General features: G+C 38.7%; 13 protein-coding genes and 2 pseudogenes. 7 read left to right on the plus strand and 8 right to left on the minus strand.

From position 1 onward, the window contains the following. Positions 1-79 precede the first annotated feature (79 nt). Positions 80-1,756 (plus strand): P-loop NTPase fold protein, encoded by a 1,677-nt coding sequence (locus EU510_RS13745; RefSeq protein ID WP_149593956.1) that lies wholly within the window; start codon positions 80-82, stop codon positions 1,754-1,756. 79 nt (positions 1,757-1,835) lie between these two features. Here EU510_RS13745 and EU510_RS20175 read toward each other — a convergent pair. From EU510_RS20175 to EU510_RS13780, 7 genes and pseudogenes are all read right to left on the minus strand, one after another. Continuing rightward, positions 1,836-2,054 (minus strand): annotated as a pseudogene (locus EU510_RS20175) (hypothetical protein); the annotation flags it as partial. A gap of 190 nt (positions 2,055-2,244) precedes the next feature. Then, positions 2,245-3,864, minus strand: a complete 1,620-nt coding sequence (locus EU510_RS13755; RefSeq protein ID WP_149593957.1) for a methyl-accepting chemotaxis protein — start codon at positions 3,862-3,864, stop codon at positions 2,245-2,247. Between the two features lie 179 nt (positions 3,865-4,043). Further along, complete coding sequence (locus EU510_RS13760; RefSeq protein ID WP_149593958.1) at positions 4,044-4,667, minus strand: hypothetical protein; 624 nt, start codon at positions 4,665-4,667, stop codon at positions 4,044-4,046. Then, a pseudogene (locus EU510_RS13765) lies at positions 4,654-5,211 on the minus strand (sigma-70 family RNA polymerase sigma factor). The gene EU510_RS13760 and the pseudogene EU510_RS13765 overlap by 14 nt, the downstream one beginning before the upstream one ends. A 65-nt stretch (positions 5,212-5,276) precedes the next feature. Next, entirely contained in the window at positions 5,277-5,912 is a 636-nt protein-coding gene (locus EU510_RS13770; RefSeq protein WP_149593959.1) for an energy transducer TonB, read from the minus strand. 119 nt (positions 5,913-6,031) lie between these two features. Further along, complete coding sequence (locus tag EU510_RS13775; protein ID WP_262501233.1) at positions 6,032-8,332, minus strand: TonB-dependent siderophore receptor; 2,301 nt, start codon at positions 8,330-8,332, stop codon at positions 6,032-6,034. 15 nt (positions 8,333-8,347) lie between these two features. Next, the gene (locus EU510_RS13780; protein ID WP_149593960.1) at positions 8,348-9,931 is read right to left on the minus strand and encodes a PepSY-associated TM helix domain-containing protein; all 1,584 of its coding nucleotides are present in this window, start codon (positions 9,929-9,931) and stop codon (positions 8,348-8,350) included. 664 nt (positions 9,932-10,595) lie between these two features. Here EU510_RS13780 and EU510_RS13785 point away from each other — a divergent pair. Then, positions 10,596-11,102, plus strand: coding sequence for a DUF3087 domain-containing protein (locus EU510_RS13785; RefSeq protein ID WP_149593961.1), 507 nt, complete (start codon positions 10,596-10,598; stop codon positions 11,100-11,102). A 34-nt stretch (positions 11,103-11,136) separates the two neighbouring features. After that, a complete protein-coding gene (locus EU510_RS13790; protein ID WP_149593962.1) occupies positions 11,137-11,586 on the plus strand; it encodes a low molecular weight protein-tyrosine-phosphatase in 450 nt (149 codons plus the stop codon). Positions 11,587-11,636: 50 nt separating this feature from the next. Here the strand turns inward: EU510_RS13790 and EU510_RS13795 are convergent, their stop codons facing one another. After that, positions 11,637-12,749 carry an energy transducer TonB gene (locus tag EU510_RS13795; protein WP_149593963.1) on the minus strand — a complete coding sequence of 371 codons (1,113 nt, stop codon included), beginning with the start codon at positions 12,747-12,749 and terminating at the stop codon, positions 11,637-11,639. A gap of 249 nt (positions 12,750-12,998) precedes the next feature. On the opposite strand from EU510_RS13795, the gene EU510_RS13800 reads away from it, so the two are divergent. The 4 genes from EU510_RS13800 to alaS all read left to right on the plus strand — a co-directional run bounded on the left by EU510_RS13800 (position 12,999) and on the right by alaS (position 17,564). Next, entirely contained in the window at positions 12,999-13,622 is a 624-nt protein-coding gene (locus EU510_RS13800; protein ID WP_149593964.1) for a GTP cyclohydrolase II, read from the plus strand. Between the two features lie 81 nt (positions 13,623-13,703). Beyond that, on the plus strand, positions 13,704-14,492 hold the full coding sequence (locus EU510_RS13805) for a BPSS1780 family membrane protein (protein ID WP_007378958.1): 789 nt from the start codon (positions 13,704-13,706) through the stop codon (positions 14,490-14,492). Next, complete coding sequence (locus EU510_RS13810; protein WP_138489623.1) at positions 14,492-14,944, plus strand: regulatory protein RecX; 453 nt, start codon at positions 14,492-14,494, stop codon at positions 14,942-14,944. Before EU510_RS13805 ends, EU510_RS13810 begins: the two co-directional genes overlap by 1 nt. A 19-nt stretch (positions 14,945-14,963) precedes the next feature. Beyond that, on the plus strand, positions 14,964-17,564 hold the full coding sequence (gene alaS, locus EU510_RS13815; RefSeq protein WP_149593965.1) for an alanine--tRNA ligase: 2,601 nt from the start codon (positions 14,964-14,966) through the stop codon (positions 17,562-17,564). Positions 17,565-17,570: the final 6 nt, after the last annotated feature.

A 17,570-nucleotide genomic window follows, 5' to 3' on the forward strand; every position in this document is an offset into this window, starting at 1 on the left:
CTTGCTGGCGCGTCGGGCGTTAGCCCGAAATAAATTCAACTGTTGATAATTCGATATTGGACTATTTAAAAGGAATTAAATGAAAGAGATTAAAGAATTCAATTGGAGTAAAGCAACTAAGCCTCCATTAGAAGAGTATTTTCCTGCAGATAAATTAGATCGTGCTCGCTACGCCACATTCTTATCAAGATTATTAGCCCAAGAAGGGTTTGATCTAAATCGCCCTGAAGGAACTCAAAAGAAAAACTATGTATTAAACTTAAATGCAGAATGGGGGGCAGGTAAAACATATTTTCTTAAGCGTTGGTCACGAGAATTAATAGTAGATTTTCCTGTTGTGTATATTGATGCATGGCAGCAAGACTATTCAGACGACCCATTTTTAACTGTAATTGCGGGGATTATTAAGCAGCTTCAATTTCAGGCTAAGTTTAATATAACAATACCTAAAAGTGCCGTTTCGATGTTTAAGGCTGTTGCACCCGCTATTGCACAAGGTTTAACTAAAAAGATATCTGGTATCGATTTAGATGAACTACACACATTACTATTTTCTGATGAAGAAATTGATAGTGACCAAAATCAAAACTCTAATAAGCCGACGAGCAGCGACTTTTCGCCCGCAGTAAAGGCGCTTGCGCAGAACTTGATTAAAGATCATGAGGCTAAAAACAAAAGCATTAAAGTAATAAAGTCTAAGTTGGATGATTGGGTCAGTAAGTTTGAGAAGCAGGAAGGTAAGTCGTTACCCATATTTATTTTTATTGATGAATTAGATCGTTGCCGCCCAAGTTATGCAGTAGAAATGCTTGAGACGATTAAACATATTTTTGATGTTAAAGGTATCGTATTTGTTGTGGCAACAGATACAGGACAACTCCAACATACAATTAAATCAATTTATGGAGAAGGGTTTGATGCAAAGGTTTATTTAGGCCGCTTTTTTAATAGCCGCTATAGTTTAAAGCGTCCTGTTTTAAAAGACTTTTTATCAGTACATAGTGATACAACTAAATTTGAATCTGGGTACTTAGAAAGTAAAAATATTGAGCTACTCCCTCGCACAGAAACACCCGAAACCGCTTTAGCTAATATCTCAGTTGTATTGGATGCGTTTCATATACAACCCAGAACAGCCATTCAAATTACTGAACGCATTACTGCCATTATTGCTAATTTACCAAGTGGTAAAAAAGTGGATGTACTTGTGCTCGCTATTTTGTTTTGTATCTATGAAAAAGACCACCCACTTTATGAAGAGATAATTAGTGGGCGATTTCAACGGAAAGAGCCAGACAATAAAGGTGATATACAAAATATAAATTTGAGTACTTTTTTACAAAAAAATATATTAAAAGAACACCTGTCAGCCGAGTTGACCTATTTTATTGATCCTCAATCATACACTCCCGATTTCTATGATGAGAATTTAGGCCGTAAGAAAAACAACTATTCTGATGGAAAGTATCCAATAATATTTTCTAAATTTATAGATGATATTTTTTGTGAAATATTTTTTAAAAAAAGGCTCTTTGCTATAACTACTATGATTTCTAGTACTGCGGGAGGGAGCGAAAAAAAGTTAAATAGAGTAGAACAACAGTTGGCCAGCAACTCGGTTAAAATCTGTGAGAAAGCAACCACATTATGGTTAAATTATATTTATATTAAAGATGGTTATGGAGAAATTACCAAAGATCAATATCGTGATTTTATAGAGCTTTCCTCACCATTAGATTACATGGGCGATAGTTAAAATATTGTGCCGTAACATTTAAATACCTCTGTGCAGCGCTAAGCGCCTCTGTGTTCTTGGTGGTAATTCTCTATTTAAATTACCACCACCCAAACCACCCAAACCACCCAAACCACCCAAACCACCCAAACCACCTAAGTCCCACATTGCTAACCCTAGCTCCCGCATGTTTAAGCGCAATAATCTGCTCTTGTCCGCTATGCGCCATAGCCAGCATCTCATCCGTATTTATATTACTTTCGATCGCATGCTTACCTTTTAAATCACTCAACAGTGAATGCTTAATTTGTACAATTAGTTACCTACTTTCAGTAATATGCCGTATTCAATATAGTGATTTAGCGTAATTTAATGGCAGGTAATTATAAGTATGGTATCCATTGTTTTTCGGGGGAGATTACCCTATTTACTAAATTCACTTTTAATTTTTAAACAAGAGAATAGGGCATTACGCCCCTTTATACTTAAGCTGAAACTTAAGCCAAACTCTAAATTTTAAAGCGTGTAACAAGGTTGCTAAGTTGAGCTGCAAATTGGGTTAGTTCTTCTGTAGCAATGTTGATTTTTTCAGCCCCTGCGCCTGTTTGTTTCGATAGTTCTTTTATTTCTATTACTTGCTTACTAACATCTGTTGCAACTGCATTTTGTTCTTCAGTGGCACACGCTATTTGTGAGTTCATATCAATAATTTGATGAACCGACTCTTTTATTTCGCCAAGGGCTTGTTGCACGTCAGTGGTTTGAGTAACGATGTTATTAGCTCGCTCTCGACCAAGCATCATTGCTTCAACAGATGCTTTTGCTTGTGCTTGCGCTTTAGTGATTTTTTCTTCAATTTCGGCAGTCGATTTTTGAGTGCTTGACGCTAATGTACGAACTTCTCCGGCAACAACCGAAAAGCCTCTGCCAAATTCTCCAGCGCGAGCCGCTTCAATGGCAGCATTTAATGCAAGTAAATTAGTTTGCTCTGAAATGCCTTTAATAACGCTAAGAATACTCGTAATGTCTTGTGTGCTTTGAGCTAGTTCGCTGATGATTGCAGATGCATTATCGAGATCGTCTGATAGCTTCGTTGCACCACTAAAAGATTGTTCTGCTTTTTCGTTACCTTGATCAACGAGTAAGCGTGCTGCTTCTGTTGCGCTAGCTGCTACGCTTGTATTTTTGGCAACATCGGCTGCCGTTGCTTGCATTTGGTTAATAGCTGTAGCTACTTGTTCTGTTGCTAAATCTTGTTCTGAAACATTATTTTTTGTTTGAGCCGATATTAAAGCGAGCTCTTCAGCCGCTGTTGCTTGAGAGGCTGCGGAGTCGGAAATTTGTTGCATCATTATTTTAAGTTTTTCTACCATTAACTGCATTGCTGAATAAATACCAGTCACGTTCTGTGTATTATTAAAGCTCATACTTAAATCGCCTTTTGCAATTCTATGAGTCAGTATTTCAATGTCTTTGGGCTCTCCACCAATTGGCTTTAAAATAGAAACCGAAATTTTCCATGTTAGTAATACCGCGACAATAACACCAATAAGTACTAATATTACTAAGTTAAATATTGCCGATTCGCCTTGAGTAATTGATTTGTTGGTAAACTCCTTGGCTTTATTAGCTGCAAACTCTTCAAGAGAAAGCAGTTGTTCGGTTAGGTTTTTAATATAGAGGGTTTCTTGTTTTGTGATTTTTTCAGCTTCTGCACGTTTATCTTCTTTCATTAATAAAATGATGTCGTTTCTAATCGGAGCCCAATCAATAAACTGTTTTTTAAGAGAATGTATTTCAGATTTATTCCCGAGGTAGCGTTCTCCTAATACAGAGAATAGTTCTAATGTGTTTTCCTCTAACTTAGCTATTTTTTTTGCAACTTCGTTTATTTGCTCTGTTGTATTGACCTGTGCAATATCTTTCATTGAACTGTTTATCGTTGCTACATTAAGCTCAATTTTTGCTATCGATACGCTTACTGTATAGGGATGTTTGTAGAGTTGTTGAGTGAAGCTAGAAATCGTTCGCATTTCTACCACTGCAAAACCTGTCATAATCAATAAAATAGTAATAAGAATAAAATAAGATGAGCCTAATCGCTTACCTAATGACAGATTTTCAAACATGAAGTTTCCCTAAAATAAAACGTTGAGTACTTATAAACATGACTTGATATTAAAACGCTAATATAAGGTTGTATGTAAAAAACAATAAAGTACAAGGTATCAAAATTAGTAGACCTTAATAGTAGTAAAAAAATTGTTAAATATTATTTTTAATTTATAAATCAATATATACATTGAGGTTAAGCCCCACACTGCCTAATCCCATCACCCGCATGTTTAAGCGCAATAATCTGCCCCTTACCGTTATGTGCCATAGCGAGCATATCACCCGTATTTAGACCACTTTCAACCGCGTGTTTACCTTTTAGCTCACTTAACAGCGAATGCTTAATTTGCACAAGCACCTCGTCATTACAGCTAGCTATGTACCAGTCGTTATCTACCTTCACTAGCGTGCCGTATTCTATGTGGCGTTGTTGGTGGCGGCGTAAATCGTTAGCTAATTGGCTGTCGAGTGCGTGTTTTTGCTCGTTTATAGAGCTTGCGTAGCTACCAGCTTGGTCTATTTCGTGTGTTTTTATAATTGAATAGTCGTGAATGTCGATGGTGTTAAATACGCTGTTAAGCACGGTTTTAGGCGTGGTATTTATGCTGTTGTTATTATCAAACACAATAAAAGCAAACACACCCAGTGCGCAGGCAAGGCTAGTTAGCTGCAGCGTAAAGCTGAGTTTTTTAGGCTTTGTGTGCGTGGCCTTTTTAAGTAGCGTTTTTTGCTGAGCGCTTGTAAGTGTAGTGCGCGCTTTTCGCTCTTTGTAATGTTGTGTGAGCTTTTGATCAAGCGGCTCATCAGGCTTGTTCATTGTTTGCTCCTAATAAACGTTTAAGATTTTGCTTGGCATAGCGCAGCCTTGTTTTAATGGTCTCGAGGCTGCTTTGCGTTATAAGTTCTATGTCGGTGAGCTAAAAGCCTTCTTGTTGTAATGTAATGGCTTCGCGCTGTACAAAGCTGAGTTGTTTTAGCGCGGCGTCGAACGCGTCATAGCTTATGTTTGAGCTGCCTATATGCGAATCTTGACTAATTAAGTGACCACTAGTTAAGTCACTTTCGTTTTTATCATTTTGTGCTGCTAAATGTGTGTTTTCGTCAAGCTCTACAAAGTGCTGTTGCTTGCGGTATTCGTCTATTAGTGTGTTGCGGGCAAGTTTAAACAACCACGCTTTGGGTGTGGTTTGTGCTTGGTAAAGGTGGCGTTTTTCGATTACTTTTAGCCATGTTTGTTGGCTTACGTCGTATGCTAAATGCGTATTAGATTGCGTAACAAGGTAGTGGTATAAGTCGTTACTGTAGAGGGCAATAAGCTGCTCTAAGTAACGATTGTCGCCACTTTTTGCGTAACTTGCCATGCAGTCCTTGCTTGGCGTTTCAAATAACCATGACTTAATACTTAGTAGCATAGGCGTTTAGTCCGTTAAATAGAGTTATCTAATTTAAAATCGAGCTGTACAGTTTGACCTGTTTGTAATTGTGCCACACCTTCAATTACTTTGGGGCGATATTTCCAGCGTTTAATGGCTCTTATTGCTTCGCGGTCAAAGGTACGTTTTGGCTCGGCATTAATAACTACTGGGTCGATTACTTCACCCGTTGGCGAAATACTAAAGCTTAGTTGTACCCAACCTTCAATACCATCGCGCGCGGCTGTAGTTGGGTATTTAGGGTTTATGCGCACTATGGGTGTTGCATCCCCAGTAGGGCGATTAATAGTATTGTTAATGTCGCCACCAAAATCGTCAATCGTAACTGGCGTAAAGTCGCTAATTGCCAGCACAGGATCGTCTGATGTATCCAGCGGTGGTGCTTTTGGCGGCACTTTAGGCATTGGCGGTGGCGGCTGTATTTTTTGTATATGCCTTAGCTTTGAATCCTCAGGTGCTTGAAAAATCTCTACTATAATATCGCCTTCTGGTTTTACCGGTGCGCGTTGCTCGCCACTTATTAAATATTGCATAAACGCAAAAGCTACAAAAGTCATCGCGGCGCCGCCAATTATTGCGGTCGATGTTTTAATAAATACTGGATTGTTAGGTACTTCAAATGTGTGCATAAGCCGCTCCGAATTAACTCATTAGGGTGTTTTCAAAGCTATAACGGGTGGCAAACAAAAAAGGGGTGAAATATTTTTATAGTGCGAGAGGCTAAATAAGCCTCTCGCTTGTTATTGGTTTAAAAAGCGAATGATACCGAAGCAAATACAGATCTAGGTGTGCCTATATTAATTCTTAAGTCGCCACCACTTGCTGAATAGTACTCTTCATCTAATAAGTTTTTAACGGCTAATTGAAATCTCACAGTGCCATCCTCTCCTAAACCTGGAGTAGCCAGCGTGTACCAAAGCGATAAATCAACTAAGCCATAGCTATCTAGCGTATAGCTATTGGCGTCATTACCAAATCGATCATCAACAAAAAAGTAACCGCCACCTATACCTAAGCCTTCTAAGCTACCTTTTTGAAATTCATATGAAGCCCAAAGGTTAAATGTGTTGTCGGCAACATTACGAGGTTTATTACCTGTTACTCCATCAACTTCTATTTCTGCATCGGTATAAGCATATCCAGCAATAATGTTCATGCCTTCGGTTGGTTGCCCTGAAATTGAAAATTCAATACCTTCAGATGTTTGCCCGTCTCTTAACGTTGTTATACCGTCTTCGGTGCTTAATACATTCGTTTTTTCAATATTATAAATTGATACGCTTGACTGTAAACGGCCGCCAAAAAATTCAGCTTTAACACCTAGCTCTATTTGCTCTGAATCTTCAGGGTCAAATTGTTCGCTATTGCTTACTTCGGTATTGGCTGTATCAGTATTAGGCGCAAAAGACTCTGAATAACTTGCAAATAATGATGAGTTTGACGTCATCTTATAGTTAACAGCTACTTGAGGCGAAAACTCTGAAATAGAATCTAACTTAAGATCTGTTCCTGTAGTCTCACCGTTAGTGAATGCGGTTACACCGTCATTAAAGCCACTTTTAACAGAATCTAAGCGTCCACCAATTAATACACCAAGGTCATCGGTTAAAACAATATAATCATTAATGAAAAAACCGTAATCTTCAGAGCTAAATGTACGTCTTGCAAAGTCGTCTGTATTTAAGTCAATGGGTAAGTTTCCGTAAACAGGATTACTAACATCAAATAAAGGGATACCACTAAAACCAAATGCGGCTGGTAAGCCATCAGAGTTTGCTGAATTAACAAAATTGTCTTTTCGTTCAAAATCGCGATAACTGCCTCCAATAGCTATTTTATGTGTGATATTTCCGGTTTGTACTTCACCTGTGGCAATTGCATTTAAATATAAAACATCAACATCGGCATTTTGGTTACCGTCTGTTCTGCGAATAAGAAATACTTGATCTGTTGGATCGTCAAATACACCGGTTAAACCTTCATTTATATTTGCTGAAATGTCGGCAGGGCTTTGAAACTCTATAAATCCGTCTTCGCTAATTGGTCCATCGGCATCAAAAATGGCAACGGCAAGCGGTCTAGCTTGAAGGTCATTTGCTGAACTTACTTCGTAAGCGGTGCTAAAGCGTAGGTTCCAATTATCTCCTAGTTCTTGCTCTAACGTTGCATCGAAGAAGTTAAAGTTACTTTCAAATACTTCGTGTTGCTCGCCAAAACGAGTTGATAAAGGTATATCAAGTACTTCGTTGAGCACAGCACGACCATCTGGAGTAGGTACTGTGATAGTTCCTCGGTCAAGCGGTCTTGATTCATCTCGGTATTCGTACGATAAATTTAAACGTGTAGAAGGAGCGAGATCAAATGTACCAGAGATTGAAAGTGTGTCTCTATCAATATCGCTAAAGTCACGAAACGATTCGGCATCTTGTATTGAACCCACAACACGAATAGCGGCACTATCGTTAATAGGCGTTGACCAATCGAGTAGTGCAAATTGATCATTAAATGATCCAACACGTGCTTCACCAGCAAATCGTTTTTCAGCTAGCGGTTTTTTAGTGGCTATATCTACAAGCCCACCAGGCTCAACTTGACCATAAGTTATTGATGCAGGACCTTTAACAACTTGGGTATATTCTACATTTGATAGATTAGTTTTAAAGTTAGTAGCACGGCGAAAGCCATCTCGGTAAACGGCATTGCGTCTAAATCCGCGAATTAAAAAATCGTCGTTAGTACCACCAAAACCATCGCCTAACGATACTCCGGGTGTGTTGCGTAACGCTTCTGATAAATCGGTAATTTTTTGATCAAGTATTAACTGCTCTGGAATAATATTAACGACACGTGGCAATTCTAAAAAATCTAAAGGAAACCCAGTTAACGATGATGACTCTTTAATGACGTAACGAGATTGAGCTGTTCCTGTTACGCTGATTCTTTCTATTGAGTCTTCTTTTGTTTTACTATTTATTTCATTTTGTGCGTAAGCTAATTGACAGCTACACATAAGTGCAGTTAGTGCGAATGTTTTTTGAATGGTTTTCATAAATCTTCCCAGAGATTATTGTTTAGTCGTTTTTGCAGTATTGTTAGTTAAATTAAGGATTTGATTTTCGCGTAAAATAAACTGTTTTGTCTCACCTGTTAAAAGCGTTACTTTTAAAGTAAGTTTTTTGTATTGCTCTGTATTTTTATTCGGTAATGTGGCGGCGAAAATAGTTGTTGATGAGAACGTTTTAGCCTTTAATTTGTATGTATTATTTAGCGTATCTACCACGCTTATAGAGTCTATTATTGAGTATCCATTTGGGTGGGTAATATTTACTTGTAGATTGTATTTACCGTTATTTACTTTTTTATATAATGTATTTTTAAAAGTGTAATTTTTATATGATTCAACGCTTTGCGATATTTTATTAACAGGTTCGGAGTCGCCATTTTGTTGTTTAACATAAAAGAATCCAGCGATCATTACGGCTACTATAACTGGAAATGTTTTAATTTGAGCCGGCGATAAGCGTGAGGTTTTTAGCCTGCGATAGGTCATTAACACACCTGTTACTGACATTCCGGTAAGAATAATGCCAAAAATAAACCATATAATTTTTGTAGTGAGATTTCCGAGCGTTCCAAAATGAATCGGATCTGCTATTTCGTTTAAATAAGCTACCATTCCTATATTTTTGGATTTTTGAACTTTAATAATAGAGCCGTCAACGGGATCAATAAATACCCTGTTGGCTCTAGAACGCACTAATATATCGCTTGTGTAACCAAGGACTGTTATTGCTTGTGATGCAGACCTAGGGTATTGAATTTGAGTTGGTTCCCAGTTAGGGAAAGCTAATTTTGAATTTTTTATTATTATATCGGCTGGGATTATATTCATTGCATCCCCAAATTCTTGAATTCGCTCAACACTGGGGCCCGGTCGGGGAGGCTCGAAGCTATGCTTTGCAACAGCAAAACCAAATTCAATGAGATACCACATTGCTGTTATTACAATAAGAGCAATAAACCATATTGCCCATATGCCAAAAACCTTATGTAAATCGCTTAGCATAACGCGAGTGCCTTTGTTTTTCCGTAAGCGAAATGCTGATTTTTTTAATCTTCCTGTTGTTTTTAATCCTGTATACAAAGAAATAATAAGCACAATAGCTAGAGAACTCGTGATTGGTAAGCCAATAAAATTTGGCATAAAGAAGTAGCGGTGTAGGTCTCTAAAAAATCGCTGAACAGTTAAAAATGGAGTTGTGCCAGTGACTTCACCAGTCCATTGATTAATATGAATAAAGTAGCGAGTTCCATCGGCTCGTAAAAAGGTAGCTCGGTATGCAAAATAATCACTTTCGCCTTGACTAAATGTTGTCAGCATATCTTGCGCTGGAGCTGCTTTTTTTACGGTATTTTCTAGCTCACCCCAAGGTACTTTAACCTCCGTAGGTGTTACTCGCATGTCGTCTTGTATGAGCCAATCTATTTCGTTTGATAAAGTCGCAATAGTGCCAGTTGCCAATAATAACGTCATTAAAAAGGCGAGGTTGAAACCTAACCAAATATGTAAATCGTAAAGTTGACGCTTTTTATTTTTTGGCTTGGTGAGAGTGTCTGTTTGAGTAACACTACTGCTAGTATCGTGCATTTTTTACCTTCAGTTAAAACAAAGTGGCTATTGGTTACTTTGGATTAGCGATATCAATAGATTACAGATGTTAATGCAAATCCATATCATTATCAATTGTAAAAAATAGAATGGTTCTAATTTAAGAAGGCGTTAGTTGTGTGTTAATTTTACTTTTTAAAATATAAAGTGTGGAAAATAAAAATGAGTGAAATTTTATAAAAAGTATGGGATTTAGTTACATTAGCGAGATCACGAATATTAAAATTTAACTTTTTAAGTTGTTATGCACGAATGAGATTTGTAAATTACGTTTGTTTAAATGAGCCGGTTTTGACAATAATAAAAGTATTGTTATTTAGCAGAACGATAAAATAAATATAAATTTTAAATATAACGTTTAGGTCATATAAGACTTATAAATGAATTTATTTTTTAATAATATCTACCTTTGCCCTCTTTTTTAAAATTATATAAAAGATCACATTGAGTATTATTTGATTTTTAATAGAAATATTCCGTTTTTATAAAGCTTTGAGGTTTCGATATAGCTCCATTCCCCTTAATTTAGCGTTAAGCGTATTAAAGCCAAATCAAAAAGGGGTGAAATAATTTTATAAAAAAATCTGGGGTTTAGTTACAATAGCTATTCGCATTCTTTTACTTATTAACTTTTTAGGCTGTTATGCAACTCATTGAAATAAATAAAGCACGTTATCGTAAACATTTAAACCGTGTTATTGCAGGGTGTGGTATTGGTTTGGCTGTAGGCAGCTTGGCTATATCGCAAACGCTGATTGCTTTATTTCCTGATGAAAGTGGTAGCCATTTTCATTGGAACTTAATAGGCGTTGCTATTACAAGCGTTGGGCTTGCGTGGTTACTTAATAAATACCGTACACATAGCTTTATGACTGAAGTTGTTTATGTGTGGGAGCTTAAAAAAGCACTTAATAAAATAACCCGTAAAATGGCTAAGTTAAAAGCTGCTGGCCGTGAAGGTAATGCCGATGCGTTATTAGCGATTCACTATAGCTACGCGGGCTCTCGGTTATTGTGGCAGCTAGACGATAACCTAATCACCATGGACGATTTAGCCATCAAACAAGCTGAGCTTGAATCTGTTGCAGCACAACATAACGTAACGCTTAATGTTGAAGATTACGATGTAAGCATTTTAAAACAGTTTTAAAGCTTAGGTTTTTAAATTAGTTAGAGGAGCCTTAATGAAAAAAGTACTCATAGTGTGTTTAGGTAATATTTGCCGCTCGCCAACCGCAGAGGCGGTATTAAAAGCCCGTGCTAAAAAGCTAGGCGTTAACGTTAAAGTTGATTCGGCAGGCACTATTGGTTATCACGAAGGTAAAACGCCTGATAGTCGCTCAATGGCAGCAGGGGAGAAACGCGGTTACAGCTTTAAAGGTATTTATTCGCGTAAAGTACGCAGTAGCGACTTTACTGAGTTTGATTTAATTTTAGCGGCCGATACGCAAAACTTAGCTGATTTAATAGCGCAATGCCCTGAGCATTTACGCTATAAGCTGGCGCTATTTTTAGAATATGGCGAGCAAGCCCAAAGCGCTATTCCCGATCCTTATTACGGCGGCGATGATGGCTTTGAAAATGTGCTCGATTTAATAGAAGCGGCTAGCGATAAAATACTCGCTAAAATTTAGGACTAATTTATAAAGTTAAAAAGCGCCAAATGGCGCTTTTATATTTTAGCTTAGCGGTTAATTTTAAAGTCGAGTTGTACCTGAGAAATAGCGCTAACAGGTTTGCCATTTTCAAACTTTGGCGCGTAACGCCATTGCTCAAGCGCTGCTTTGGCTGATTTTTCAAATGCTCTGCCGCCTGCTGAGCTAAGTACTTTTGGGTTTTTTACAAAGCCAGCTGCGTCTACCTCAAACTCCATAACAACGCTACCATCGGTACTAGATCTGGCTTTGTTAACTGGGTATTTAGGATTAACACGGTAAAGTGGTGTTTGCTCTTGCGATTCTTTCCATGGCACCATTTTAGCAATTGCTAGACAGTGTTTAGTTGCTTCTTCGCTTTTACCTTGTTTTTCGTACAGGCCAATAAGCTTAGAGTGAGCGCTTAGCTCTGCGCTGTGATCAAAGTTTAAGTTACTATCGAATACATTCACTATACGGTTTAGCCTTTCAATTGCTTGATTGTATTTTTTACGACCTTCTGCGAATGAGGCCATTAAAAAATCGGCTTTTATGCGCTCTAGTGAGTTTTCGGGTAAGTTTTCTTGGTAGTACTCGTCGGCCTCTTCTAGGTAGTTTTTAGCTTCTCGATATTTTTTAGAGCTATGCTTTCTAGCCAGTAGCGTTGCCGCTTCTAGTTTCATATCGGCTACAAACTTAGGGTTATTTTGTGTTTTAGCTATTTCAATTACTTGTTCTAAAAGGTTAGCGGCTTGATATGCTGATGTTGTGTAGTTAGCTTGGCCGAGTAATGCATCAACTGTTTCTATTGATTGTTTGCCGTGGTTTGCAGCTAAAATAATATGGGCTTCATTATAAAGGGTATAACGCTGCTCGTTTAGCTCATCACCGAAGCCTTTAATGGCTTTAGCGTAGTTAATAGCTAAGTTAGCGGTGTTATCTGAGCTTTTACCATAAACAGTTTTACCCGATGTGTAAGCAAGTTTGGCAGTTTGTTGTACGTTTTCGTCTGCTTTAACTGCTGCTAAATAGCTTTGGTATGCTTGGCTAAATACCGTTTGAGGATCGCTTGCTTGGCTGGCAAGTGCTGTAGTACTTAAAGTTGTTGCGCTTAAAGCAGACAAACTTAAGCCTATAAATAAAGCGAGTTGCTGACGTTTCATAATAATCCCTATCGTTGTTTAAAATACAAAATACCAAACGCGTCTGTAGGTGTCACTGATTAAGGTAAATCAACGTAAATAACATTGGCTGTTATTTGTATTAATTTATTGCTTAACAATCATTGAAAATAACGCCTGTCGTCGCCATATATTTGCCATAAACAGTCTTGTACTACGGTGTATTCATCCTATCTTGTGATATTATCACTTTATTGTCGTGTCGTAGTTATTTAAATATTTGGATTTGTCGTGGCGCAAGTAAGAGCAAGAGTCCAGCTTAATGTTGGCAGAAATAGTGATATCCCTGCAGAAATAATCTCATTTACTGATTTAAAAGATGGTAAAGAACATATTGCTATGGTGTTTAACAACGCTGATACAAAGCAAGATGTACCGCTTATTCGTATGCATTCAGAGTGTTTAACAGGTGATGTATTTTACTCATCGCGTTGTGATTGCGGCGAGCAGCTAAATGAATGTATTGAAATGATGCACGAGCAAGGCGGTATTTTATTGTATTTACGCCAAGAAGGTCGTGGCATTGGTTTATACAACAAAATTGATGCTTACGTATTGCAATCGCAAGGTATGAACACCTACGAAGCTAATAATCATTTAGGCTTTGCTGATGATTTACGTGATTTTTCGGATGCTGTGTTAATGCTTAATGCGCTTAATTTAAACCACGTTAAATTAATGACCAATAATCCTAAAAAGCTTAACGCACTAAAAGATGCCGGTATTAATGTTGACTCGGTTGTGGGCACGCATGCGCACATTAAAGCGGGTGTTGCGGGTAATAAATCGTACCTAGAAACAAAAATTAAGCATGGCGCACATATGTTAGATATTAAGAAAATTAAAAAACCTTAATCATTTAATTACGTTTCGTCTATTAATACCCCCTCACGCCAAGTTATACTTGGCGTGTTTCGTTTTAAATTAAGAGCAAGTATGTCTACACAATTACGAATTTTTAAAGCCGATGCAGGGCTAAAGTGGTTAAAAGCCGGATGGCTTATTTTTAAAACCCAGCCAGCAACCTTTATTTTTATGCATTTATTTATTGGTATTGTAGGGCTGCTGTCTTTATTTTTACCGCTGCTGCAAGTAGTAGCAGCACTAGCTACGCCATTTTTAACCGCAGGGTTTTACCAAGCGGTGCTTAGTAAGCAGCAGGGCGGAAAAATTATGCTAGCCGATATTCTCAAGCCATTTACGGCTAAGGGAAATCGTTTAGGGTTATTGCGTTTAGCACTTTATCAAATGGGTGCGGGCATTTTAATGGCGTTACTTGCTAATGGCTTATTTGCCGATGCAGTGGCTGTTATGAGCCAACCGGGACTTGATCCAAACGTAGCACTTGAACAAATGCTTGAGAGTATTTCGGGCGCGAATGTCATTTTGTTTTTTATGGCAATGCTAATTTATTTAACGGCGTTTGCTTACGCTGTACCGCTTGTTTATTTTAGTAAAGAAACACGTATTTTAACGGCGCTTAAAAAATCGTTAATGGTGTTTTATCATAACATTTTGCCACTTGGCGTTTTTGGCCTTATTTGCGCATTATTTATGGCGCTTTCGATGTTCTTATCGTTCTTACCACTGTTGATTTTAATGCCGATTTGCTACATTAGCTTTTTTGTATCTTATCAAGCCATTTTTATGCCTGTTGTACCACCGAGTGACGACATTAATGTTAAGCCACTTAGTAGTGAAACAAGCGGACGTTTTGACGCTTAATGGATGATAAATTAAAGCAAAAACTAAAAAATTATGTACTTTGGTTACTAGGGCGCCAAGAATACTCGCGTCGTGAGTTAACGCTCAAATTACAGCAAAAAGAAGCGACAGAAGAGTTTATTGAAACGCTGCTTGATTGGTGCGAAAAGCACAATTTTATTAACGAGCAGCGATACTGTGAAGGCTTTGTAAGAAAACACATATTTAAATGCCACGGGCTTAAGCGAATACAAAGCGAAGCTATGGGCAAAGGGATTGATCGTTCGCTACTTGAAATGGTAGTTGAAGAGCTTGAAATAGATTGGTTTGAGCTTGCGCAGGATGCGTACAATAAAAAATATTCGAATACACCGGCCGATCTCGATTACAAAGATAAAGCTAAGCGCGTGCGCTACTTAATGTATCGGGGTTTTAGCTACGATGAAATTAATTTTGCAATGCAAGCACAGTAAATACAGGTGAGACTTTCAAATGCAGCACATGACTACCGCACAAATTAGGCAACAGTTTTTAGACTTTTTTGCCAGCAAGCAACATCAAATAGTACCTTCTAGCTCGCTTATACCGGGTAACGATGCCACGTTGTTATTTAATAATGCCGGCATGGTGCAATTTAAAGATGTATTTTTAGGCGCAGAAAGCCGCCCTTATACACGTGCGACAAGCTCGCAGCGCTGTGTACGTGCTGGCGGTAAGCATAACGATTTAGAAAACGTAGGCTACACGGCGCGACACCATACATTTTTTGAAATGTTAGGTAACTTCAGCTTTGGTGATTACTTTAAGCAAGACGCGATTAAGTTTGCGTGGGAGTTTTTAACTGAGGTTGTTAAATTACCTCAAGAAAAACTGCTTGTTACTATTTATCACGATGATGAAGAAGCGTTTGAGTATTGGTCAAAAGATATCGGCTTAAGTGAAGATCGTATTATTCGTATTGCGACCTCTGACAACTTTTGGTCTATGGGCGATACCGGTCCGTGTGGTCCGTGTTCTGAAATATTTTATGATCACGGCGAGCATATTTGGGGCGGACCTCCGGGCTCACCTGAGGAAGACGGCGACCGTTTCATCGAAATCTGGAACCTAGTATTTATGCAGTACAACCGTCAAAGCGACGGTACAATGTTGCCTCTACCTAAGCAATCTGTTGATACAGGAATGGGCCTTGAGCGTATTTCTGCTATTTTGCAGGGTGTGCATTCAAACTACGAAATCGATTTATTTCAAGGTTTAATTGCAGCAGCTGCAAGTGTAACTAACGCGCAAGATATGGACGATAAGTCGCTACGCGTAGTGGCGGATCATATTCGTTCGTGTGCGTTTTTAATCTCAGACGGTGTTATGCCATCTAACGAAGGTCGTGGTTATGTACTACGTCGTATTATTCGTCGTGCGGTTCGCCACGGTAATAAGTTAGGTGCACAAGGCGCGTTTTTCTTTAAATTAGTTGCTGCACTTATTGAGCAAATGGGTCAAGCGTACCCTGAGCTTGCTAAGCAACAAGAAATTATCGAAAAAGTATTACGCATTGAAGAAGAGCAGTTTGGTAAAACACTTGAGCGTGGCTTAGCTATTTTAGAAGAAAGCTTAAGCGATCTTAAAGGCGATATTATACCGGGTGATTTAGTATTTAAACTTTACGATACGTACGGCTTTCCAGCTGATTTAACGGCTGATGTTGCGCGTGAGCGCCAGATGACGATTGATCATCAAAGCTTTGAAGAATGCATGGCTGTACAACGTAAAACAGCGCAACAAGCAGGTAAATTTGGTGCTGATTACAACGAGCAATTAAAATCAGAAAAGCTTACTGAGTTTAAAGGCTACGACAGCACGCACCATAGCGCGACAGTGGTAGAAATTTTTGCCGGTGGCGAAGCTGTTCAGTTATTAGAAGATGGCCAAGAAGGTATTGTAGTATTAGACCGCACACCGTTTTACGCTGAATCAGGCGGCCAAACGGGTGACACGGGTACTATTACAGTTGCTGGTGGCGAATTTAATGTTACTAATACCACTAAACTTGGTAATGCTTTTGCTCACCACGGTACTGTGCAAGGCCGCATTGGTGTTAACGATAAAGTGGATGCGACTATTGATGATGCACGCCGCGATAGCATCAAGAAAAACCACACAGCTACACATATTTTACACGAAGCACTACGCCAATTATTAGGCGACCATGTAGGCCAAAAAGGCTCACTTGTTCAAGCTGACCGTTTACGTTTTGACTTTTCGCACTTTGAAGCGGTTACTAAAGACGAGCTACGTGAAATTGAGCGTGTAGTTAATGACGAAATTCGTCGTAACTTTGCACTTAATACTGAGCTTATGGCAATTGATGATGCTAAAGCGAAAGGCGCTATGGCGTTATTTGGTGAAAAGTACGATGACGAAGTACGTGTAGTTACTATTGGCGACTACTCTATTGAGCTTTGTGGTGGTACTCACGTTGAGCGCGCAGGTGATATTGGTTTATTCAAAATAGTATCTGAAAGCGGTATTGCCGCAGGCGTTCGCCGTATTGAAGCGGTAACTGGTGCAGATGCTGTAGCGTACGTTAGCGAGCAAGAGCAACAACTTAGCGATGTTGCAGCTTTAGTTAAAGGTGATAGCGCATCGGTACTTGAAAAAGTAACTGCGTTACTTGAAAAGTCAAAGGGCCTTGAAAAGCAAATTGCGCAACTTAACGATAAGTTAGCAAGTGCAGCGGGTGCGTCTTTACTTGACTCAGTGGTTGAAATTAACGGCATTAAGCTACTTGTAGCAAATGTTGAAGGTACTGAATCTAAAGCACTTCGCGGTATGGTTGATGACCTTAAAAACAAAATTGGCTCAGGTGTTATTGCCCTCGGTGTTGCCAGTGGCGACAAAGTAAGCCTAATTGCTGGTGTAACTAAAGACTTAACAGGCAAAGTAAAGGCCGGTGAGTTAGTTAACCACATGGCAGGCCAAGTAGGTGGTAAAGGTGGCGGTCGTCCAGATATGGCACAGGCCGGTGGTAGTGAGCCACAAAACCTTGCTGCTGCACTAGATAGCGTTACAGCTTGGTTAACTGAGCGTACTTAAGCCTAA

The sequence above is a fragment of the Pseudoalteromonas sp. FUC4 genome, assembly GCF_008370255.1.
GTDB lineage: Bacteria > Pseudomonadota > Gammaproteobacteria > Enterobacterales > Alteromonadaceae > Pseudoalteromonas.